The sequence below is a fragment of the Janthinobacterium violaceinigrum genome (genome assembly GCF_009208555.1).
Lineage (GTDB): Bacteria > Pseudomonadota > Gammaproteobacteria > Burkholderiales > Burkholderiaceae_D > Janthinobacterium > Janthinobacterium violaceinigrum.
Genome location: NZ_WFLI01000036.1, coordinates 1 through 22567, shown reverse-complemented (window position 1 = coordinate 22567; position 22567 = coordinate 1). Strand labels below are relative to the sequence as shown.

Genomic DNA, 22567 nt, shown 5'->3' with positions numbered 1-22567 from the left:
ATGATGAAGCTTGTTCCCGATATCAGCCTGGCGCGGCTGAAAAGCGGCCTGTTCTGGCGCACCTTTTTGCTGCTCGGCACCTTGACCACGGTCAGCATGATCACCTGGATCGGCATGATTTCCGTCATCCAGCGCGAGCCGCAGGCGCAGCAGATTTCCGCCCAGATCATTTCCGTCGTCACCATCACGCATGCGGCACTGACGCACTCGGCGCCCGAGCTGCGCCGCGAGCTGCTGTTCGACCTCGTCAGCAACGAAGGCATCCGCATCTTCTCGCTGGAAGAGGACGACCGCATCGAGCCGCCGCCCGACAATTACCTGATGCCCGACATCGAGGCGCTGGTGAAGGCCAAGCTGGGCAAGGACACGCGCTTTTCCGCGCGCGTCAACGGCGTGGCCGGCTTCTGGGTCAGCTTCAAGATCGACGATGACGAGTACTGGCTGATGCTGGACCGCGAGCGCCTGCGCGGCCTGACGGGCTTCCAGTGGCTGGGCTGGGCCAGCCTGGTGTCCCTGCTGTCGCTGCTGGGCGCGGCCATCATTTCCAGCCTGATCAATCTGCCGCTGTCGCGCCTGACGGCGGCCGCGCGCGACATCGCGAAGGGCAAGCAGCCGGCGCCGCTGCCGGAAAAAGGCCCGATCGAGATCATCGAGGCAAACCGCAGCTTCAACCAGATGGTCGACGATCTGAAACAGGTGGAATCGGACCGCGCCGTGATCCTGGCCGGCATCTCGCACGATTTGCGCACGCCGCTGGCGCGCATGCAGCTGGAAGTGGAGATGGCGAACCTGTCGGACGAGGCGCGCGAAGGCATCCAGTCCGATATCGGGCAGATGGACGCCATCATCGGCCAGTTCCTCGACTACGCCAAGCCGACGGAAGCGTCGAGCTTTACCGATGTCGACCTGAGCGGCTTGCTCAGCGACATGGCGCGCGAAGCCATGCGCCTGCCCGACGTCAAAATCAACGCCACCATCGCCGACGGCGCGCATGCGATGGGCAATCCCACCGACTTGCGCCGCGTGCTGAACAACCTGATCGAAAATGCGCGCCGCTACGGCAAGACGCCGGGCAGCGACGTGACGGAAATCGACATCGCCTGCCAGGTGCGCACCAGCCATGGCGTGAAAAAGGTGATTATCGAGGTGCAGGACCACGGCACGGGCGTGCCGGCAGAAAAGATCGAGCAATTGATGAAGCCGTTCACCCGCCTCGACACGGCGCGCGGGCAAGCCAATGGCGCCGGGCTGGGCCTGGCCATCGTCGACCGCGTGCTGCTGCGCCATGGCGCCGAATTACAGGTGCGCAACCGCGAAGGCGGCGGCCTGGCGTTTCAGATCAGCTTGCCAGCGGTGTAGTCCGACATGCCGGGGTCAGTCCAGTCGGGCCTGACCCCGCGCAATCAAGCCGACGCCTGCTCCTGCGCCAGCAATTTATTCATCAGCAATTCCGTTGCCCCGTAGCCGTACAGGGAATCGCTTTCCATGCCCGGCGTGTCGAAGGGAATCGATTCCTCGCGGTCCAGCTTGGCAGGGTCTCCGTCCGCATAGCTGGCGCGCCAGGCACGCTGCAGGGATTCATTGCGGCGGATAAAGGCCGGCATGGGCCAGGCATCGCGCTCCCAGTGGCGGCTGTCGCCCAGCAGGGGCCAGCGCTCGTTGAGCAGGGCCATGTCGCCCGTGCGCAGGCGGCGCACGGCCTGTTCCGGCCGCAAGCCTTCCAGTTCTTCCAGTGCCGGCAGGCTGTCGCGCTTCGGCCCGAACATATAGGCCAGCATGATGCGTCCGGCAGGCGCCGTGCGCGCCACCACGCCGACGGCATAGCCGCCGCCCGGCAAGGGCACGGCAAACCAGCTGCCTTCGCGGTATGGTAATGATCTCATCGTTGCAAACTCCCCCAAAATCGTGTTCGGGGCACAGTCTACGCGAAGCGCTGCCAATGTGGCGCATGGTACGTCACAGCAACAAACCAATAGTTACAATATTTTCTCGTCATAGTGATACTGGGCAACAATCGGCCCCGCCTTGAACAGCGCTTCCTTCATGGCCGTGTCCAGGCGCGCGTCGCGGCGGCGCATCCATTCGAGCAGCATGGCCGCTTCCTTGCGGCTGGTGTCGCCCGCATGCGCGAGCACGCGGCGCAGTTCCGGGTCCGTGCACGCCTCGAAACGCTGGCTGTTCAAGTCCAGCGCCTGCAGCGCGGCGATGGTGGCGCCGATGGCGCGGTGCATGTCGAGTGCCGTGGCCGGCAAGCCCGTTTCTTCCAGTGGGACGGTGGTCATGCGCATTCCTTTTCGCGTGGTGGTGACATCGGCTGCATTCTCCACCGCGCGGACGAAAAGCTCAAGCGTCCACGACACGTTTCCACCCGTTCGGCCATAATCATGGCTCAGCAACAGCCTAAACCTCAGCGGCAGGAGCCCCATGTTCAATTTCGACTTTTACAATCCGACGCAAATCCTCTTCGGCCAGGGCCAGATCGCCGCCATCGCCGGCCTGATTCCGCCACAGGCGCGCGTCCTGATGACCTACGGCGGCGGCAGCATCAAGCAGAACGGCGTCTACGATGAAGTCAAGGCGGCGCTGGCCGGCCATACGGTGCTGGAATTTGCCGGCATCGAGCCCAATCCCAGCTATGAAACGCTGATGCAGGCCGTGGCCGTGGTGAAAAGCGAGCGCATCGATTTCCTGCTGGCCGTCGGCGGCGGCTCCGTGGTCGATGGCACCAAGTTCATCGCCGCCGCCACCCTGCACGAGGGCGAAGCGTGGGACATCCTGGCCAAAGGCGGCAAGATCGTCGAGGCCGCCCTGCCCTTCGGCACCGTCCTGACCTTGCCGGCCACGGGGTCCGAAATGAATGGTTCGGCCGTGATCACGCGCAAGGCCACGCAGGAAAAGCGCTCGTTCATGAGCCGCAAGGTGTATCCGAAATTCTCCGTGTTGGACCCGTCGAAGACCTTTACCCTGCCGCTGCGCCAGGTGGGCAATGGCGTCGTCGATGCGTTTGCGCATGTGATGGAACAGTATCTGACCTACCCGGTGAACGCGTCCGTGCAGGACCGCTTCGCCGAAGGCATCTTGCTGACCCTGATCGAGGAAGGCCCGAAAGCGCTGTCGCACCCGGACGACTACGACGTGCGCGCCAACGTGATGTGGAGCGCCACCCTGGCCTTGAACGGCCTGATCGGCGTGGGCGTGCCGCAGGACTGGTCCACGCACGCCATCGGCCACGAATTGACGGCCCTGTACGAACTCGACCACGCGCAGACCCTGGCCATCATCCTGCCCAGCATGCTGCGCGTGCGCAAGCAGGCCAAGCGCGCCAAGCTGCTGCAATACGCGGCCCGCGTGTGGGGCCTGGACGGCGGCGACGAGGAGGGCCGCATCGAAGCCGCCATCGCGCGCACGGAATTCTTCTTCCGCCACATGGGCGTCAAGACGCGTCTGGCCGACTACGGCCTGAACCACGCCAGCGTGGACGCCGTCGTATCCGCGCTGGAAGCGCACGGCATGACGGCGCTGGGCGAACAGCGCGAAGTGACGCCCGCCGTCAGCCGCAAGGTGCTGGAACTGAGCCTGTAGTTACGGGCGACACTGTTGTAAAACGGTCAGCCAGGGGGACAGGCGGCCGTGGTTCATGCTAAGCTGTCATTTCGCTAGGGGTCCTGGAGCAGTTATCCGGGTGAGAGATACCCTTCGTACCTGATCTGGATAATGCCAGCGAAGGAAAGCGCAAAGTACCTCCCTCCTTTGATAGCTCCTGCGTTGGCGCCAGCCGAACAAGCAGCCTGCCGTGCTCTTTTCCGAGACGGCTTGAACCACGAGCAATCTATGTCCACACCGAATTTATCTGCGCATTTTTCCCGTCCTGTATTGACCCTGGCGATCCTGCACGCGTTTGCCGCGCCCGCCTTTGCCACGAATGACACCACCGAAACGGCCGATCCGCAAGCCCAGAGCATGACCGAAGTCATCGTCACGGCCAGCAAGGCGCCAGCCGCCAAGCGCGCATCCGTGGGCGGCTTCAGTGACGCGCCGCTGCTGCAGACGCCCGCGTCCGTCACCGTCATTTCGCAAAAAGACATGCAGGACTTGCAGATCCGTAATCTCAGCGATGCCGTCAAGCTCGACACCAGCATCAACGACGCCTACAACGCCGTCGGCTATGCGGAACAGTTTTCCATCCGCGGCTTCAAGCTCGACAACAATTCCAGCTACCGCAAGGATGGCGTGGCCATTCCTGGCGACACGCAAATTCCGCTGGAAAACAAGGAACGCATCGAAGTGCTGAAAGGCCTGGCCGGCTTGCAGGCAGGCGTGGCCGCGCCGGGCGGCGTGATCGACTTCATCGTCAAGCGCCCCACCGCCGCCCCTCTGCGCACGGTCACCGTGGAAACGCGCGAGCGGGGCACCGTGTACGGCGCCGTCGACCTGGGCGGCCGCCTGGAAGATACGCGCTTCGGCTACCGGATCAACGTGGCGGCCGAGCGCCTGCGCTCCTACATCAAGGGCGCCGATGGCAACCGCAAGTTCATTTCCGGCGCCTTCGACTGGCAAATCTCGCCGCAGGCGCTGCTGCAGATCGATGCCGACTACCAGGACAAGGCGCAGGCGACGGCGCCCGGCTTCCAGCTGCTGAACAACACGACCTTGCCAACCGGCATCAGCGCCGACGCCATGCTCAACCTGCAGCCGTGGACGCGCCCCGTGGAAACCGTCACCAGCAATCTCGGCCTGCGCTTCCAGTACGCGTTCAGCGACGACTGGCACGCCACCCTGTCGGCCAACCAGCACTCGTTCAAGCGCGACGACTACACGGCCTTCCCGTACGGCTGCAGCGCGCAAGACCTGTACCCGGGCTTCTGCGGCAATGGCGACTTCGACGTGTACGACTACCGCAGCCTGGGCGAGACGAAGAAACCGCTGAGCGCGCAAGCCATGATCCAGGGCAAGTTCGCCACCGGTTCCCTGCGCCATGAATTCACGGCCGGCGTCTCGACCTTCCGCCGCAAGGACCGCGCCGGCCTGTACGTGTACGACTGGGCTGGCGTGAGCAACATCTACCACCCGCAGATCGTCGACATGTCGACGGGCGTGCAGGGCCCCGTGCGCCTGGTGCGCAAGGACACGGAAAACTCCGTCTTCGTGCAGGACATCGTCAGCCTGGCGCCGAACTGGAAACTGCATGGCGGCTTGCGCCATATCAATGTCGACGGCTACCAGTACGTATTGAAGGCCGATACGGAAATCCGCGCCAAGCACGATTTCCTGCTGCCCAACGTCTCGCTCGTCTACACCCCGCTCGACAACCTGTCCGTGTATGCGGCCTATTCGCAAGGCATGGAACATGGCGGCACGGCCGACCGCAAGGCCGTCAACGCCAACGTGGAATTGTCGCCCAGCCGCTCGAAGCAGCTTGAAGTGGGCGTGAAGATGGATGTGGCGCCGGACTTCATGGTGGCGGCCAGCCTGTTCCAGATCCGCAAGGGCCTGGAATTCAACCAGTACGTCGACAGCAGCAAGAGCGCCTACAACTTCGTGCGCGAAGGCCAGGCCCAGCACCGTGGCCTGGAATTGTCGGCCCAGGGCAAGGCATCGTCCAGCCTGAGCCTGGGCGCGTCCGTGACGGCCCTGAACAGCCAGCAGTCGGGCACGGGCAATGCAGACCTCGACGGCAAGCGCGTGCCCAACGTGCCCGCCTTCAAGGCAGCCGTGCATGCGGACTACGCCGTGCAGCAGGTGGCAGGCTTGAGCGTCAATGGCAGCTGGGAATATGCGGGCAAGAAAGCGTTTGAATACAACAACACGACCTTCGTGCCGTCGTACAACGTGTTCAACCTGGGCGCCGCCTACGCCACGCGCATCGCCGGCACGCGCGCCGTGCTGCGCGCCGCCGTCAACAACGTGGCCGACAAGTTCTACTGGCGCGACGTGACGCCGGAATCGGATGGCTATCTGTACCCGGGCGCCAGCCGCACGTTCAAGGTTTCGGCGCAGTTCGACTTTTAATCCCGTTAACGATTGATGCAGGGCGCAATGGGCCTGGCAAGGAGACGGCGGCAAGGATGGTCAAGAGGCTGAAAATATTTCCAAATAGGAACTTATTTTATTGCTACAATGGTTATCTTTATTTGCAACCACCCATCTTGCCGATGCCTACACTGCCACGCTCATTGCCCCTGCTCTTCGCCATCCTGTTCTCGACTTTGACGACCAGCGCCGCCTGGTCGGCAGAGCACATTATCCCCGTCGAACATTTCACCAAGCGCGATGCCGTCAGCAACCTGCGGCTTTCGCCAGATGGCAAGCATTTGGCCGTGACAGTGCAAGTTCCCCAAGGTGAACGCATGGTTCCCATCATCGGCGTCTACAGCCTGCCCGAGATGCAACTGGTCGGTACGCTGCGCCTGCGTATCTTTGAAGTGCCGCTGAACTACTTCTGGCTGAGCAACCGGCGCCTCGTCATGCGCAAGGGTGAGGAACAGGGCGCCCTCGAAAAACCCATGTCGACGGGAGAAATCCTCGCCTTTGACCTCGACGGCAGCAAGCAGGAATATTTGTATGGCTATGATATGTTCCGCTCGTCAAGCCGCGGACAGTATCAGGATGATCAAGGCTATGCCTATATCAGTGCCGTTCCTCTGCCGCGCACGGGCCATGTCTTCCTGTCCACCCAGGACTGGGATCGCGACCGCTCGATGCTGTATGACGTAGACAGCAGACAAGGCGTACGCAAGCTGATCGCCAATATTGGCGCGCCGCGCATGGATTACGTCATGCAGAATAATCAGATGCCACGTTTTGCCTATGGCTGGAACGACGAGCGCGATCCCATCTTGTACCGCTATGACGATGCCAGCAGCGAATGGCGTCTGCATGCGATGCAAAAAGACAGGAATTTCATTCCGTTCCAGTTCACGCCGGACGACAGCGCGTTTTTCGCCTTTCAGAACAACGATAACGGCCCGCATTCGCTGATACGCCAGGAACTTGCCAGCGGAAAACAAACTGTCCTGGTGCAGGATGCCGTCGGCGACGCCTTCTCTGCCATGCGGGCGCCCGATAACACGCCATTTGCCGCCGTAATCGAGATCGGCAGGCCACGCACCGTGTACGTCGACGCTGGCAGCGATACTGCCAGACTGCACCAGCAATTAAGCGCCGCGTTCCCGGACGATCATGTTCACTTCATCAATTTCACGGACGATGGCGCCACCTTGCTGTTTGCCGTTGTCAACGACCGCGATCCGGGCAGTTATTACCTGTATCACAAAGCCAGCAACAAAGCCGACCTGCTGTATTCGACCATGGCCGACATAGATCCGGAACAGATGGCGCCACGCCGGCCAATTGCTTTCAAGGCACGCGATGGCCTCGAACTGCATGGCTACCTGACCATGCCCCGGCATGCGCCCGGCGTCAAGCTGCCGCTGGTGGTGATGCCCCATGGCGGGCCACATGAAAGCGCCGATACCTGGTATTTCGATCACGATGCCCAATTCCTTGCCAGCCGCGGCTATGCTGTGCTGCAGGTCAATTATCGTGGCTCGAGCGGTCGGGGCGAGCGCTTCCGGCGCGCCGGCTACCGGCAGTGGGGAACGCTGATCCAGGACGACATTCTCGACGGCCTGGCGGCGGTGGTGGCGCAGGGCGAAGTCGATGCCGAGCGTGTCTGCACGTATGGCGGCAGCTTCGGCGCCTACGCGGCCATGATGCTGCCGATCCGCGCACCCGGCGTCTTCAAATGCGCAATCGGCTATGCGGGACTGTATGAACTGAAGCTGCTGCAGGATGAACCCACCACGCGCCGCCTCAAACATGTGCGGCGGGCCTTCCAGGACTATGTAGGCGAGAACCCGCGCGAACTCGACGCCATTTCACCGAGCCAGCTGGCAGGGCAGATCAAGGTGCCGGTGTTGCTGATCCATGGCGACAAGGATGAAACCACGCCGCCCGTGCAGGCAGAACTCATGCGCAAGGGACTCATTGCCGCCAATAATCCGCCCGAATGGATGATGGTGGAAGATGAGGGACATGGCTTTTACAAGACCCGTAACGCCACCGCGATGTATCGGAAACTGGAAGCATTCCTGAGCCAGCATATTGGCAAGCACTAGCGCGGCAGGACTGCCGCTCTGCCCGACATCCAGTCGTCCACCTGCTGCAGGCGCTGCGCGAGCGGACCGCTGACCAGCAGGTAGGCGATCCGGCGCACCGCCAGCTCCTCCAGCAGCCGGCAGTGAATGAGCTGGCGCACGCTTTCCGATTCGCGCTGCAAACCATCTGGTATCCAGGGGCTGTCGGGCGCCGTCACGATGGTCACGTCGTATTGATGGGCATCGGCCAGCGCCGCCAGCGGCGCATCGGCGCCATTGAAATAATGGCGGCTGTAGACCACCGTCATCAACGGCGTCGTGTCGCAAAACAGGAAATGGCGGGCTAGCGCGGCAGCGGCCGCTTCCCGCTCGACTTGCATACGTGCAATGCCGAACTGGTCGGCTGCGACGGGCACCCGGCCCTGCGTCTCGACGAACTCGCGCAAGTATTCCGGCACCCAGACGGTGCCGTGGCGCTCGGCCAGGGCGGCCGCCAGGGTCGACTTGCCCGACGACTCCGCGCCCAGGATCGCCACGCGCACCAAAGGCGCCATCACTTGAGGACCATGGCGCCGGGCGCGGCTGGCGCCGATTTTTTCCACGCCAGCAAGCCGATGATGGCCATGACCACGAAGAAGGCGTACAGCACGGCCGTCAGGGTCAGGCCCTTGTGCACGTACAGCCACACGTACAGCACGTCGACGATGATCCAGGCGATCCAGTTTTCCAGTTTTTTGCGCGACAGCAGGAACTGGCCCACCAGGCTGCCGGCCGTGAGGAAGCCGTCCGCATGGGGCACGTCCGTGTCCGTCGTCGTCAGCAGCCAGGCGATGAGCAGGAAGCCGATCAGCCAGCCCGCGGCGCAGGCCAGCCAGCCGCGTCCATCGAGGCGCGTGACGGGCAGGGTCTTGCCGCCGCTGGCCGGATGCAGCCACTGGTACCAGCCCCAGAACGAGACGCTGATGAACAGCAGTTGCAAGGCCATGTCGCCATACAGGCGCGATTCGAAAAACACGAAACCGTAGGCGGCAGAAGAAATGATGGCGAACAGCCACGCCCAGTGATTCTGGCGGATGTTCAGCGCAACGGTTGTCAGTGCCAGGACAAAGGAAATCAGTTCAAGCGGCGTGGTGGCAAAACCCAGCAGGAGAAGCGTATCGTTCATGGGAATCGTGATGAGGCTGGTGGTGCAGTATGCAATACCGGCCATGAATAAGCAAGATTGCCCGCGCCGTCACGCTCCCTGCTCAGGCCGCTCAGGCAAAGCCTTGCCTGACGGCGCGCGCCAGCGAACGCCGCACGATCAGCTTGTGGAAAGGCCGGATCAGCAGGATGTAGGCGCGCCCCACCCAGTTGTGGCAGTGCACGACGCTGGCCACGGTCACGCTGCCATGCCGCCCCGCGTCCCTGTTGCGCAGCACCGACAGGCGGAAGTCCAGGTGGCTGTCATCCTCGCCCACGATGATCTCGTCGTCGCTGACGGCATAGATGCGGAAGATGCCGATGCGCTTGCCTGGCTTCGCTTCCAGCTGCCTGGCCGTCTGGATGCCGAAGCGCGCCACGATGGCGTCGCGCAGCACCATCAGGCTGCGCGCCCAGCCCGGCTGGCTGCCCAGCAGCTGGCGCGCCAGGCTCTGCATGTCCATCTGGCGCGCCTGCGCGGTGGGCAACCCCACGGCGTACGCGTCGGCCAGGTTGCTGCCCGGATACAAGGGGGCGATGCCGGCGCCGGGCGGCAAGGCCACGGCGCGTACCACGTTGCTCATCTCTTGCATATGCTCTCCATGTGTTCAGTGATAACATGGCCATCATACACGACAATGTGAACAGCGATAACATCGAATGACGACAACGAGTACCTATCATCACGGCAACCTGCGCGACACCCTGGTCGCCACCGCCATCGCGCAACTGGCGCAGCAGCACGACGCCGCCCTCTCGCTGCGCGAACTGGCGCGCACGGTGGGCGTGTCGATCGCCGCCGTGTACCGCCACTTCCCCAGCAAGGAAGCCCTGTTGGCCCACGTGGCGGCGGCCGGCTTTGCCAGCCTGATCGCCAAGTGGGAGGCGGAACTGCCGCCGCCGGCCAGCCTGCCCGCCGAACAGCGTTTTCAGCTGCTGGGCCAGCAATACATCGAATTCGCGCTGGCCGCGCCCGCCCACTACCGGCTGATGTTCGAGCACCAGGACGTGCGCCAGTTTCCCGCCCTGCAGGAGGCGGCGCAGGCGTGCTTTCACTATGTGCTGCAGACGGCCGGCGCGGCCGTGCGCGAAGCGGGCCTCGATGCGCGCTGGGACAAGGCCGCCGCCAGCGCCGGCTGGTCGCTGGGCCACGGCTACGTGATGCTGCTGCTGAGCGGCCGGCTGGCCATGACGGACGGCGGCGACGAGCTGTCGCCCGCCATGGTGCCGCGCTTCTTCCAGTTGCCGGTGGCGGCGCTGCAGCAGGCCCCGCATGGGACGCCATGACAGGCATCCCGTTGCGCAGTCGCGGCGACGGGCGGCAATGTCGTGCGCGATGGCGGCAATCGGGTAGTCCATGTCCATTTCCATGAAAGAGCGGGTGCAATGAAGCGTGCAGAAATGATCATGGCCGGGGCGCAGCAGCTTCCCCTGCCGTTCATCCACGAAGCGGGCGACGGCGACGGGGGCGCACTGCCCATCACCGTCATTCATTACCAGCCGTATCCCTTCCGCGCCGCCGCCTTCCATGAACATGGCATCGCCCTGCCCGCCGCTATCGCGCACAGCGTGCCGAAACGGCAAGCGGAGTATTTTTTCGGACGGCTGGCGGCGCGCGCCGCGCTGGCGCGGCTGGACCTCGCCGGCGGACAGATCGGCACCGGCCCGTCGCGCCAGCCACTGTGGCCTGCCGGGGTGGCAGGCAGCATCAGCCACGCCGGCGGCTATGCCGCCGCGGTCGCCCTGCCAGCCCGGCATCACGAAGCCATCGGCATCGACATCGAGGCGGTAGTCGGGGCGGACATGCGCGAAGCATTGCTGAACACGGCGATTGGCGGGCCGGAGCTGGCCCTGCTGCTCCAGCTCAACAGTGCAAATACCCTGGAGTTTCTGGCGACGGTGGTGTTTTCTGCCAAGGAAAGCTTTTTCAAGGCCGCCTTTCCCACGGTCGGCTATTACTTCGATTTCAGCGCCGTCACGTTGACCGCGTTCGACCAGGCCCGGCGTACCCTGGCGTTTCGCATCGACCAGGCGCTGTCGCCACGCCTGCACGTCGGCGCCCGGTTTTGCGTCTATTACGACTTGCTCGATGCACACACCGTCATCACGCACTGCGGCTGGCGGGGATGGGTGTGATTTCCCCGCACCGCCGCTAGGAGCCCTGCGAGGTGGACGTGACGAAGATTTCGCGCATGCACACGTTCTGCGGCAGCTGGTAGGCAAACGCGATGATGCCCGCCACATCTTCCGGGGCGAGCAGGGAATCGAGCGTGCCCAGCCACTGCTCGAACATGGCGCGCGCCGGCGCCGAGGTGGTGCTGTGCAGCAGGGGCGTCTCGACGACCCCGGGCGAGACGGTGCTGACGCGAATATTGTGCGCAGCCATGTCCAGGCCCAGTGCCGCCGTGTAGCCGTGCACGGCAAACTTGGAGGCGCAATAGCCGGCATGCATGGGAAACGCCTGGCGGCCGGCGATCGAGCTGACATTGAACACCGTGCCGCGCCGCTGGCGCAGCATGCCGGGCAGCACGCACTGAATCAGGTTGACGCTGCCGACGACGTTGGTATTGAGCATCTCGGCAAACTCCGCCGCATCCTGCCCGGCAGCATCGGCCAGCCGCATGACGCCGGCACTGTTGACCAGGCAGTCAACGGCGCCGTAGCGCTGCTCCGCCAGGCGCACGGCGTCCTGCGCCGCGATGGCGTCGCCCACGTCCAGCGCGGCGCAGATGGACTGCGGCAAGTCCAGCGCCTCCAGCGCCGCCTTGCGGCGGCCGATCAGCAGCAGCGGATGGCCGGCGGCGCTGAATCGCCGCGCCACCGCCGCGCCGATCCCGGAACCGGCGCCGGTCACCACCACGAGCGGCAGGCCGCTCAACTGGCCATCCTGGCGGGACGCTTGCGCTGCGCGCGGTCCTGCACGTCGGCGTACATTTCTTTCACCGCATTGGCGGTGAAATGCGCCATGTATTCATCGAAGCCGCCCTTGTGCACGATAGGCAGCGGCGGTATCGGCGACTTGCCGAGCAGGGCCTGGTACAAGGGGGCGATCGGATCGTTCTTGTGCGCCTGGCGGAAGCCATTGGCCGTCACCGCCGCGTTTTCGGCGCCCGAAATCGATGCGGTAGGCGTCATGTCCTCGGGGCTGACGCCGATCTGCGTTTTGACGAACTGCATGTGCTCGTCGCGCCAGGTACGGACGTACTGATGCATGTACACCACCTGGCGCAGGATGTCGGCACGCGGGTCGCCGTGCTGCTGCAGCAGCGCCAGCACGATCTGCTGCAGCCGCTCGTCGTCGGCCGCCAGCTGTTCGTCCATCGCCGCCAGCTGCAGGCGCAGGGACTTGACCAGCGACGGATAGATCGTCAGGAACAGCCCCTTGCGCAAGTTGTGCGAATGCGAGCCGCTGGTGATGCCCAGCGCCGGACGGATGGCGAAATACGCTTTCGGGCTGAGCGTGCGGACGATGGGACGGATATTGTCGGTCACCACCTGCAGCAGCTTGCTGCACAGGGCCAGCGAGCGCGCGTGCGCGCCGAACGTGGCCTGCTCGTTGCCCAGCAAGGCCACGATGATCTCGCTGGCCACTTCATTGACCAGGCCCACCAGCACTTCGCTGATCTGGTGGTAGGCGCGGAACTGCATCAGGCAGGTCGGGTCCTTGAGGTCGACGCAGTTGACCGCTTCGCGCACCTCGTCATTCTGGATCAGGCGCTGATAGAACGTCCCGGCATCCTCGCCCGGTTCGCGCACCACGCCGGGCAGGCGCACCTGCTCCATCGCGCTGAGCCAGATCGCTTCATAATTGCTGTTGACGAAGCTGTGGAAGAATACGAAGCGCTGCGGATCGTCGAGATCCTTGTCGCCCAGGTCGCTGTGCTGCTCGGTGGCCTCGGCCCGCAGGATGGCGTGCATGCGGGCCGCCTGCACCAGATAGTCCTGGAATACGACCGAATCGCGGATGCTGATGCTGTCGCCCTGCCGGCCGCCCTGGTCCACCTGCACCAGCAGCTGCGACAGGCTGTACAAGGTTTCGTGGAAACGATTGGCCCAGCCGATCTTCAGCGAAGCATCGGCCATATGGCCGCGCTTGACGTCGTCGGTGATGCGGCGCGCCAGCACCACCAGGTTGTTCAGGCAAATCTCGGCGCCGCGGAAGATGGCGATGGCCGCGCGGGCCGGCACCTCGTGGCCGCTGTTATTGATCAGGCGATCCAGGTATTTAATACCATGCAATAACTCGTAATTCGCCAGCACCGCGGTACAGTCGATCTCGCCATTGGTGGCAAACGCGGCGCGGCGATGGCGGATTTCTTCCTCGTCAAACGACTTGGCCAGCAGCTTGGTAGTAGCGTGTTCCTCGGTGACGGGCAGATTGCTTTTGCTCTGCAAATACGCGCGCACATCGTCCAGGATGGCTTGCGTGGCAGAGACGGTTGGGGTTTCCATTGAATTCCTCATAGGCGACATGGTCAGGGCCGCAGGCATCAGCCGACGGGCGAATCGCGGACAAGTATAGAAACCTCGCCCCCGCGCCGAAACTGTCATTTCCTCCAGTTATACGGTGCCCCCATCTGTAGTCCAATGGCCCGCTCCAACCGCCTACACTGGATCACCCGCATGAGTCCTCCATCTTCACGCGACACGCTGCAACAGCTGCGCCAGCACATGTCCCGGCTGTACGGCCAGCCAGTACAACTGAGCCTGCTGGCGGCACTGCTACATGCCTGCCAGCAAATCTACGGCCACCGGACGCAGATATTGCTGCACTGGACGGGACTGCCCTTGAAACCGGCCGGCGACGATGCCTCGGCATGGCTGCGGCAGCTGCTGGACGCGTGCGAAGCGCCCGCGGCCGGCAGCGCTCCCTGCAGCCCGGCGCAGGCATTGACGCTCGCCAGGATTGAAATCCGCGCGCCCCAGCGCAGCGTGATACTGGCGCCGTCCGACCCGCTGCCGAATGACGACTGGAGCATCCGCGGCGCGCCGGGCGGCCAGGCCCTGCAGCAAGCCTGGCAGCTGGCCGCCGCCAGCCTGGCGCACACGCTGGAAGCCGAATCGATCGTCGAACTGTCGCGCGCGCTGGGCCTGCCGCGGGCCGTCACGCCGCAGCCGCCGCTGTACCTGGTGCATGGCGCCGACGGCAGCGCCGCCCCGTTTGCCGCGCTGGCAGCCCGCCTGAATTGCCGCGTGTATGCATTCAGCCTGCGGCAGGCCGGCCGCCGCCAGTCCAGCATACAGACCCTGGCGGCGCACTACGTGAGGCTGCTGCTGAGCACTGCGCCCGCGGCGGCCTACCGCATCGGCGGCCATTCCTTCGGCGCCATCGTCGCGGCCGAAATGGCGCTGATACTACGCAGCGTCGGCAAGCAGGTCGAACAGGTGGTGCTGCTGGACCCTTCGCTGGCCATGGCCGCGCGCGACCGCCAGAGCGACGCCGACAACGAAATGCTGACCCTGTTTCTGGCCCTGCATCCCGAAATGTCCGAGCAGCAGGTCGCCGGCCGGCTGGACGCCGGCGAGCTGGCGGCGCGCATCGCGCAGCGCATGCCCAAGGGCCGCATCGATGAAGTGTTAAGCAACCGCAACGCCTGCCTGGCCCTGCTGCAGCGCTACCGGCCCACGCCGGGCGGCACCGACGGCGCCAGCTGCCTGCGCCTGCATGCCCGGCAGCCGTTCATCGCCAGCTGGAACGCAGCCGCCCTGGCCTACCGCCAGCCGGGCATCGAAGTCCCCGGCAACCATTTTTCCATGCTGGCCGAGCCCCATGCCGACAGCCTGGCCCAACTGATACAAACGCACCGAGAGTCCAACCATGAGCACATCCTACACTCCTGAATATCCGCACCAGCTGGTCGAGCGTCAGGCCCGCCTGACGCCCGCGCTGCCGGCGCTGTGCTCGGCCAGCAGCACCGTATCGTATGGCGAACTCAATGCGCGCGCCAATCGCCTGGCGCGCCTGCTGCAGGCGGTACATCAAGTCCGGCCGGGGGAAAGCGTCGCCGTCTGCAGCGCGCATGAGCCAAGCCGGACGCTGCTGCTGCTGGCGCTGGCCAAGTGCGGCGCCGTGTACGTGCCCGTGGATATCGAATGTCCGACCGAACGCCTGCAGCGCATCGCCCAGCAGGCCGGCGTGCGCCTGCTGCTGACGGCACTGAGCGAGCGCCGCATGGCGGCCGAGACCACGCTGAGCGTGCTGCCGTGCGCGCAGGCCGAGCACGACGCCCTCGGCCTGTCCAATGCCGACATGGCGCCGCCCGTGCCGGTGACGGCGCCCCTGTACATCATCTTCACCTCGGGGTCGACGGGCCAGCCGAAGGGCGTCGCGGTCTCGCACGCGGCCGCCTACAACCATTTCAGCTGGATCGTGCGCTACCTGAACGTCCAGGCCGGCGACTGCTGGCTGCAAAGCATACATCCGTGCTTCGACCCGTCGATGCATGAATTGATGGCGCCGCTGATGGTCGGCGCCCGCATCGCCTTCCTGGGCGGCGAGCGCAATATCGACGGCGACCGCATCGTCGACGCCATCGAGCGCCACCAGGCAACCCACATGACCACCGTGCCCACCATGCTCGGCCTGATCCTGCAGACGCCGGGCGTGGAGCGCTGCACCTCCATGCGCGCCATGTGCGTCGGCGGCGAGGTCTTCCGGCCGGCGCTGGCCGCACGCGCCAGCGCGCTGCTGCCGGCCGCCGGCATCTATAACGTCTACGGCCCCACCGAAGCAACCATCATGGCCAGCGCCTGGCGCTATGACGGCCAGCCCGCCGATTCGCTGCCGATAGGCGAACCCGTGCCGCACACGCGCTTCTACCTGCGCGACGGTGACGGCCTGGTGCACCGGCTCAGTCCCTTCCTCGAAGGCGAACTGTGCATCAGCGGCGCCGCCCTGGCCAACGGCTACGTCAACGATGCCGCCGAAACCGCGCGCAAATTCATTCCGAATCCGCTATCCGAACCCGAATCCACGGAGCTGTACCGTCGCCTGTACCTGACCGGCGACGTCTGCCGCGTCGACGCCACGGGCCAGTTGCATTGCATCGGCCGCGTCGACGACCAGGTCAAGGTCAACGGCCAGCGGGTCGAGCTGGCGGAAATCGAAGCCGTGCTGCTCGACTCCGGGCTGCTAGACGACGTCACTGCCCTGCTGGCGGGGACGCGCCTGGTCGCGGCGCTGGTGCCCCGGGCGGGCGCCGAGGCCGACGTCCGCTGGCTCGACGCGCTGGCCGCCCATGCCGCCCGCTCCCTGCCCCCTGCCTGGCTGCCCAAGCAATACCTGCCGCTGCGCGAGATCCCGCGCCAGGCGCTGAGCGGCAAGGCGGACCGCAAATCCCTGCAAGCCATGTTCGGCGGCGAGGCCGCGCCGGCGCCGGCAGCGGCGCCGGCAACCGCCTGCATAGACCGGCTGGCAGCAGCCCTGGCCGACACGCTGGGCACGCCCGGCGCCGCCCTCGAGCACGACCTGCCGTTTGCCGAACTGGGCCTCGATTCGCTCGGCGTGCAGATGTATGCGCTGCGCGTCAGCACGGACTTCGGCGTGCGCCTGCGTGCCGAAGAACTGTTTGAATTCTTCACGCTGGAATTGCTGGCGCAAGCCATCGCCGCGCGGCAGCATGACAGCGCCGCGTCCGCCGACCACGCCATGGCATAAGGATGAGCATGCAAACCAGCAGCGATATCTGCATCATCGGCGGCGGCATCACGGGCCTGTACCTGGCGCTGCAGCTCAAGCGGCGCCAGCCGGAATTGCGCATCGAGCTGTTCGAAGCGCTGGAAGCGGTGGGCGGCCGCGTGCAGACCGAACCCATGCTGGACGGCGAGTTCCGCGCCGAATTCGGCGCGGTGCGCATCGAACCGGACCTGCAGCCCCTGATGGACGACTTTGTGCGGCAGCTGGGGCTCGCCGTCACCCCCATCACGTCGCACGAGGCCTGCTCGGCCATCCGCCCGGACAACGCGCGGCTGACGCCCGCCGAACGTGCCGTGGTGCAGCAGGCCGCCGGCGGCGACGTCGCCTGGGCGCTGCTGTGGCACGGCATCGCGCAAGTCCTTGGCGACCAGTGGCCGCTGGCCGCCGACCGGCTGGACCGCCCGGGCCGCGCCGCCGACAAGGCCCGCTTGCGCCGCCTGGCGCAGTTTGGCGGATGTCCGCTGTACCGGCAGGGCATGTGGAACGTGCTGGCCGAGGTGCTGAGCCATGAAGCCGTCGAATTCACGCGCGAAAAAGGCGCGTTCTACAACTTCAAGAACCAGAATCCCAATGCGGCCGACTGGATCTGCCAGCTGCTCGACATGCGCCTGATGCAGCGCCCCTCGTACATTCCGCACGGCGGCATGCAGGCGCTGATCGATGTGGCCGAACAGGCCGTGCGCGCGGCCGGCGTCGGCATCCACGTGGGCCACCAGCTGCTGGCCTTCGGCGAACGCGCCGATGGCGAACTCGATCTGCAGCTGCGGCATGCGGGCGCGCCCGTGGCCTTGCGCACCCGGCGCCTGATCCTGGCCCTGCCGCGCAGCCCTCTGGAATCGCTGGCTCCCTCGCTGCCCGCGCCCGTGCAGGCCTGCCTGGACGCCGTGCTGTGCTTTCCCATCGTCTGGGCCTCATGCGTGATGGCCGATCCCTGGTGGGCGCCTGGCGCTGCGCCCGGCAGCGGCGAAGGCGCCACGACCCGCGCCGCCCACTTCGAATCGCATCCGGACAAGCCCGAAGCCTACGGCCTGGCGATGTTTTACAACGACGACCCGTGGTGCCATTACTGGGCCAACCTGAGCGACGCGCCAGGCGCGCGCTTCCCCCACAAGGACCGGCCGGTACGCAGCGGCGACCCGCGCCTGCGCCAGGCGCTGGTGCGCACCCTGCAGCAGACCTTTGGCCGCGACGACGAGCCGCACCTGCTCGAATGGGGTTTGTGCGACTGGAGCGCGGCGCCTTTCGGTGCCGGCGTGCATTTCTGGAAACCGGGGCGCGATTCGGAACAGGTCATGCAAACCCTGGCCGCGTTCGCCATCGGCCAGGACGGCCGCGCGCCGCAGGTGCATATCTGCGGCGAAGCCTATTCCGACTTCCAGGGCTTTTTCGAAGGCGCGCTGCGCTCGGCCCAGCGCGTGCTGCAGGCGCTGCCGGCAGCCGCGACTTCCTCCCATCAAGGATCTGACCATGAACGCCATTAACCTCCCCTCCCCGTGCGACATCGCCATCGTCGGCATGGCCTGCGAGCTGCCCGGCCCGGCCGACACCCTGGCCGGCTACGAGCACGTGCTGATGCATGGCGTCGACGCCACGGGCGCCTTGCCGGCCGAGCGCTTCGACAGCGCCACCCGCGACGGCCTGGCCGCCGCCGCCCGCCACGGCGGCTATCTGCGGCGCTCGCCGTGGCTGTTCGACGCCGGCAGCTTCGGCATCGCGCCCAAGGAAGCCGCCTACATGGACCCGCAGCACCGCCTTCTGCTCGAATGCGCCTACCACGCGCTCGAGGATGCCGGCCTCGATCCGGCAGCGCTGCGCGGCAAGCCATGCGGCGTGTTTGTCGGCGTCAGCACCAGCGACTTCGGCCGGCGCATGGCCGCCAGCGGCGACTATAACGGCTACCTGAGCCGCGGTGCGCTGGGCAGCATGGCGGCCGGCCGGCTGTCCTACCATTTCGGGCTGGAAGGCCCCAGCCTGGTGGTCGACACGGCCTGTTCATCGTCGCTGGTGGCGCTGCACCAGGCCGTTTCAGCGCTGCGCGAAGGGCGCTGCGGCATGGCCATCGTGGCGGGCGTGTCGCTGATCCTGGCGCACGACTACAGCGCCGACCTCGCCGCTGCCGGCATGCTGGCGGCCGACGGCCGCTGCAAGCCGTTCACGCGCCATGCCGACGGCTTCTCGCGCGGCGAAGGCGTCGGCGCCATCGTGCTGCTGCCGGCCGCCGAAGCGGCATCGCGCGGCATGCGCGCGTACGCCCATGTGCTCGGCAGCGCCATCAACAGCGACGGCCGCAGCAACGGCATCACCGCGCCATCGAAGAGCGCCCAGCGGCGCCTGATGGAACAGGCGCTGCGCGACGCCGGCCTGACGCCGGAACAGGTATCGCACATCGAAACCCACGGCACCGGCACGGAACTGGGCGACCGCATCGAACTGGCCGCGCTGGGCGAGGTCTTCGGCCAGCGCGACACGCCCCTGTTCCTCGGCGCCGCCAAGGCCAACATCGCCCACTGCGAAGGCGCCGCCGGCATTGCCGGCATCATCAAGATGGCGCTGTGCCTGCATCAGCGCCGCATCGCGCCGCACTGCCATGCGCACGACATCGACGAAGCCGTCGCCAGCGCCCTGCCGCATGCCGTCCTGCCCGCGCAAGCGCTGGCCTGGCCCGGCGACAGCCGCCGCATCGGCGGCGTCAGCTCCTTCGGCATGAGCGGCAGCAATGCGCACGTGCTGCTCGGCGAAACCGGCCATACGCCGGCGCCGGCCATGACAGACGGCCCGCAGCTGCTGCAGCTGTCGGCCCGCAGCACCGACGCACTGCAGGCGCTGGTGCAGTACTATGCCGGCTGGCTGGCGCGCGCGGATGCGCCAGCCGCCGCGGCCGTCTGCCACCATGCGCTGTTCCATCGGCAGCTGTGGAACCAGGCGCGCCTGTGCGTCACCGGCGACAATGCCGCCGATCTGGCGGCGCAGCTGCTGCGGCGCCTGGACACGCCGCTGCGGGCGCGCCCGGCCAAGGCAAGGGTCGCCCTCATGTTCACCGGCCAGGGCAGCCAGTACACCAACATGGCGCGCCAGCTGTACCTGCAAAACACCCTGTTCCGCTCGCTGCTCGATCCGCTGGCCGCCCGCCTCGACCGCCTGGCGGGCGATGCTACGCCCATCCTCGACACCCTGTTTGCCGGCGCCGCCGAGCTGCGCCAGCCGAGCGGACGCGAACGTCAGCGCAGCGCCCAGCTGTCGCTGTTCCTGATCGAGTATGCGCTGGCCGAATTCTGGCGTGCGCTGGGCCTGCGGCCGGTAGCGGTGCTGGGCCACAGCGTTGGCGAATACGCCGCGGCCTGCGTGGCCGGCGTGATGGACTTCGACGTGGCCGTGCGCATGCTGCTGGCCAGGGCCGACGCCATGGAGGCGGCCTGCGCCGCCAGCGACTCCGCCATGCTGGCCGTGGCCGCCACGCCGCAGCAGCTGGCGCCACTGCTCGAACGCATCTGCGCCGCGGAACCGGCGCTCTGGATCGCCGTGCGCAACGGCCCGCAATCGGTGGTGGTGGCGGGCCACGCTGCGGCGCTCGCGCAACTGTCCCAGGCCGCCACGGACGGCGGCCTGGTTTGCACGCCGCTGGCCACCCGGGGCGCCTTCCATACGCCGCTGATGGCGCCGGCGGCAGAACAGTTCACTGCCAGCTGTGCGGCGATGGCGCCGGCGCTGCGCGCGCCAAGCGCCGCCATCCGGTTTTACAGCTCGGTGGACAGTGACGATCCGGCCGCGCTGGAACACGGCGTCGACCAGCTGCGCTACTGGAGCGGGCAGATTCAAACGCCCGTCGACTTTGCCGGCGCCATCGCGCGCCTGCTGGCGGACGCGCCGGACCTGGTGCTGGAAATCGGCCCGCGCGCCGTGCTGACCCCGCTGGCCGCCAGCGCCGCGCGCCTGGCCGGCCGCGCCATCCCCTGCCTGCCCAGCCTGGATATTCGCCACGACGACGTCCCCACCGTGCTGCGCGCAATGGGCATCCTGAACGAACAGGGCGCGCTCGATCCACGCCAGGCGATGCAGCAATTCGCCGCCCAGGAGAAACATCCGGTGCAGGACGGCCTGCCGCTGTATCCATTCCAGCGCGAGCACTTCCAGCCGGCCTCGTGGCATGCCAGCCTGCCCGTCCAGGGTGCCGCCGCAACGGCGCCAGTGCCGCCGGTCGCGGCGCTGGCGATACGCCATGAACTGAGCCTTGATCCCCAGGCCGACGACAGCTGGCTGCAGCAGCACGTCATCCATGGCGCTGCCGTCCTGCCCGGCATGTACTACCTGTCCAGCGCCTTCAGCCTGGCGCAACGCTGGCTGCCGCAGGCGGCAGGCGCCGCCGCGCCGCAATTGACGCTGCAGGATCTGCTGATCCACCAGCCGCTGGCGCTGGCGGCCGACACCGCTACCCCGCTGACGGTGGAAATCGGCGGCCCCGATGCCAGGCAGGCGTATCAGCTGCGCTACAGCGCGCCCGCACAGGCGCGGGCGCTGCACGCGGAAGTGCGCGCCTGCTGGAGCGCGGCGCAGCGCCCCGACGGCGCGGACGCTCCGGGCGCGGCGGCGCGGTGGGACGATGCCGCGCCCTTCTATGCACACTACCGCGAGCACGGCGTAAGCTACGGTCCCCTGTTCCAGCGGGTACAGGCCAGCCACCGGGTATCGGACGGCGAGCTATGGGTCCGCATCCTGCCGCCGGACGCGCCCGCGGCCAGCCTGCCCCTGTGGCATGCGGCCCTGCTCGACAACTGCCTGCATGCCCTGGGCATCTGCGCCGGCGATGCGGCGCAGGCCTATGTGCCGGTCTCGGTCGGCAGCGCCTGGTTCGACGCCGGCGCGCTCTGGAATGCCACCATTTTCTGCCAGGCCGTGCTGCGGCCAGCGCCCGCCGGCTTCCTCGATGGCGAACTGCGGCTGTATTCCGAGCAGGGCCGCTGCATCGGCGTGCTGGGCGAAGTCAGCTGCGCGGCCCTGGGCCTGGGCGCGCCGGACGTGCCTGCCCCCCTGCCGCTGCATGCGGTCGACTGGGTCGCGCACCCTGTCCCTGCGGGCGAGCCGGCCCGCGCGGCAGCCGGCGAACAATGGCTGGTGGCCGCCGCAGCCAGCAGCACCTTGCCCGCCGCATGCGTGCAATGGCTGGCCGAAGCCGACGTGCATACCCGCCATGCCCAGTGGGATGCCGATGGCAGGCTGCATGGCGCGGAATCGGCTGCGGCCCCGCTGCGCACCATCCTGATCTTGCTGGACCCGGCCCACCCGCAGCCGGCCGATGCCGCCGCGCTGGCACGCTGGGTGGGCAGCTGGCGCCAGGCGCTGCAAGTGCTGCTGGACCGGCAGCCGGGCCAGCCCTTGCAGCTATGTCTCGCCGAGATCGCCATCCATGCCGATGACGAAGCCGCGCACACGCGCCGCGCACTGGCGCAGGCGCTGGCAACGAACTTGCGCAGCGAACTGCCGGCGCTCGACGTCAGCTGGGTGGACAGCGACGCCGGCGGCGGCGCCATCGCTGCCGCTGCCATCGCCGTGCGCGCGCAGCCAGCAGGGCTGGCCGACGGCAGCATCGCCGCCAGCC

The 22567-nt window shown here is 66.5% G+C and carries 17 protein-coding genes and 1 riboswitch; of the genes, 10 read left to right on the top strand and 7 right to left on the bottom strand.

Annotated elements, in window-relative coordinates; genetic code table 11:
• Positions 1–1359, top strand: a complete 1359-nt coding sequence (locus tag GCN75_RS23235; RefSeq protein WP_152284500.1) for a sensor histidine kinase — start codon at positions 1–3, stop codon at positions 1357–1359.
• A 44-nt stretch (positions 1360–1403) separates the two neighbouring features.
• Here GCN75_RS23235 and GCN75_RS23230 read toward each other — a convergent pair whose 3' ends face one another.
• Both GCN75_RS23230 and GCN75_RS23225 read right to left on the bottom strand, forming a co-directional pair.
• Positions 1404–1883 carry an Imm26 family immunity protein gene (locus tag GCN75_RS23230; RefSeq protein ID WP_152258382.1) on the bottom strand — a complete coding sequence of 160 codons (480 nt, stop codon included), beginning with the start codon at positions 1881–1883 and terminating at the stop codon, positions 1404–1406.
• A 93-nt stretch (positions 1884–1976) separates the two neighbouring features.
• Complete coding sequence (locus GCN75_RS23225) at positions 1977–2282, bottom strand: ferritin family protein (protein ID WP_226941529.1); 306 nt, start codon at positions 2280–2282, stop codon at positions 1977–1979.
• A 142-nt stretch (positions 2283–2424) separates the two neighbouring features.
• On the opposite strand from GCN75_RS23225, the gene GCN75_RS23220 reads away from it, so the two are divergent.
• The 3 genes from GCN75_RS23220 (at position 2425) to GCN75_RS23210 (ending at position 8117) form a co-directional block, all read left to right on the top strand.
• Positions 2425–3582, top strand: a complete 1158-nt coding sequence (locus tag GCN75_RS23220) for an iron-containing alcohol dehydrogenase (protein WP_152284498.1) — start codon at positions 2425–2427, stop codon at positions 3580–3582.
• A 66-nt stretch (positions 3583–3648) separates the two neighbouring features.
• A riboswitch (TPP riboswitch) is annotated at positions 3649–3746 on the top strand.
• Positions 3747–3831: 85 nt separating this feature from the next.
• A complete protein-coding gene (locus GCN75_RS23215; RefSeq protein ID WP_152284497.1) occupies positions 3832–6009 on the top strand; it encodes a TonB-dependent siderophore receptor in 2178 nt (725 codons plus the stop codon).
• 164 nt (positions 6010–6173) lie between these two features.
• Positions 6174–8117, top strand: coding sequence for an alpha/beta hydrolase family protein (locus tag GCN75_RS23210; protein WP_193317619.1), 1944 nt, complete (start codon positions 6174–6176; stop codon positions 8115–8117).
• Here GCN75_RS23210 and GCN75_RS23205 read toward each other — a convergent pair.
• From GCN75_RS23205 to GCN75_RS23195, 3 genes are all read right to left on the bottom strand, one after another.
• Positions 8114–8650: an AAA family ATPase gene (locus GCN75_RS23205; protein ID WP_152284538.1), complete on the bottom strand. Its 537-nt coding sequence runs from the start codon at positions 8648–8650 to the stop codon at positions 8114–8116. The genes GCN75_RS23210 and GCN75_RS23205 overlap by 4 nt on opposite strands.
• Positions 8650–9261, bottom strand: a complete 612-nt coding sequence (pnuC, locus tag GCN75_RS23200; protein ID WP_152284495.1) for a nicotinamide riboside transporter PnuC — start codon at positions 9259–9261, stop codon at positions 8650–8652. Before pnuC ends, GCN75_RS23205 begins: the two co-directional genes overlap by 1 nt.
• A 91-nt stretch (positions 9262–9352) precedes the next feature.
• Positions 9353–9871: a DUF2867 domain-containing protein gene (locus tag GCN75_RS23195; protein WP_152284494.1), complete on the bottom strand. Its 519-nt coding sequence runs from the start codon at positions 9869–9871 to the stop codon at positions 9353–9355.
• A gap of 67 nt (positions 9872–9938) precedes the next feature.
• Between GCN75_RS23195 and GCN75_RS23190 the strand changes: the two genes are divergently transcribed.
• Entirely contained in the window at positions 9939–10565 is a 627-nt protein-coding gene (locus tag GCN75_RS23190; protein ID WP_152284493.1) for a TetR/AcrR family transcriptional regulator, read from the top strand.
• A 99-nt stretch (positions 10566–10664) separates the two neighbouring features.
• Positions 10665–11414: a 4'-phosphopantetheinyl transferase family protein gene (locus GCN75_RS23185; RefSeq protein WP_152284492.1), complete on the top strand. Its 750-nt coding sequence runs from the start codon at positions 10665–10667 to the stop codon at positions 11412–11414.
• 16 nt (positions 11415–11430) lie between these two features.
• On the opposite strand, the gene GCN75_RS23180 is transcribed toward GCN75_RS23185, so the two are convergent.
• Both GCN75_RS23180 and GCN75_RS23175 read right to left on the bottom strand, forming a co-directional pair.
• Positions 11431–12156, bottom strand: coding sequence for an SDR family oxidoreductase (locus GCN75_RS23180; protein WP_226941528.1), 726 nt, complete (start codon positions 12154–12156; stop codon positions 11431–11433).
• Positions 12153–13730 carry a hypothetical protein gene (locus GCN75_RS23175; protein ID WP_152284491.1) on the bottom strand — a complete coding sequence of 526 codons (1578 nt, stop codon included), beginning with the start codon at positions 13728–13730 and terminating at the stop codon, positions 12153–12155. Before GCN75_RS23175 ends, GCN75_RS23180 begins: the two co-directional genes overlap by 4 nt.
• A gap of 171 nt (positions 13731–13901) precedes the next feature.
• Between GCN75_RS23175 and GCN75_RS23170 the strand changes: the two genes are divergently transcribed.
• From GCN75_RS23170 to GCN75_RS23155, 4 genes are all read left to right on the top strand, one after another.
• The gene (locus GCN75_RS23170) at positions 13902–15119 is read left to right on the top strand and encodes a thioesterase domain-containing protein (protein WP_193317618.1); all 1218 of its coding nucleotides are present in this window, start codon (positions 13902–13904) and stop codon (positions 15117–15119) included.
• Complete coding sequence (locus tag GCN75_RS23165; protein WP_152284489.1) at positions 15097–16935, top strand: non-ribosomal peptide synthetase; 1839 nt, start codon at positions 15097–15099, stop codon at positions 16933–16935. Before GCN75_RS23170 ends, GCN75_RS23165 begins: the two co-directional genes overlap by 23 nt.
• An 8-nt stretch (positions 16936–16943) precedes the next feature.
• Entirely contained in the window at positions 16944–18455 is a 1512-nt protein-coding gene (locus GCN75_RS23160) for a flavin monoamine oxidase family protein (protein WP_193317617.1), read from the top strand.
• Positions 18442–22567 (top strand): type I polyketide synthase (locus GCN75_RS23155; RefSeq protein WP_152284487.1); only part of this gene is annotated, 4126 nt, incomplete at its 3' end. The genes GCN75_RS23160 and GCN75_RS23155, both read left to right, overlap by 14 nt.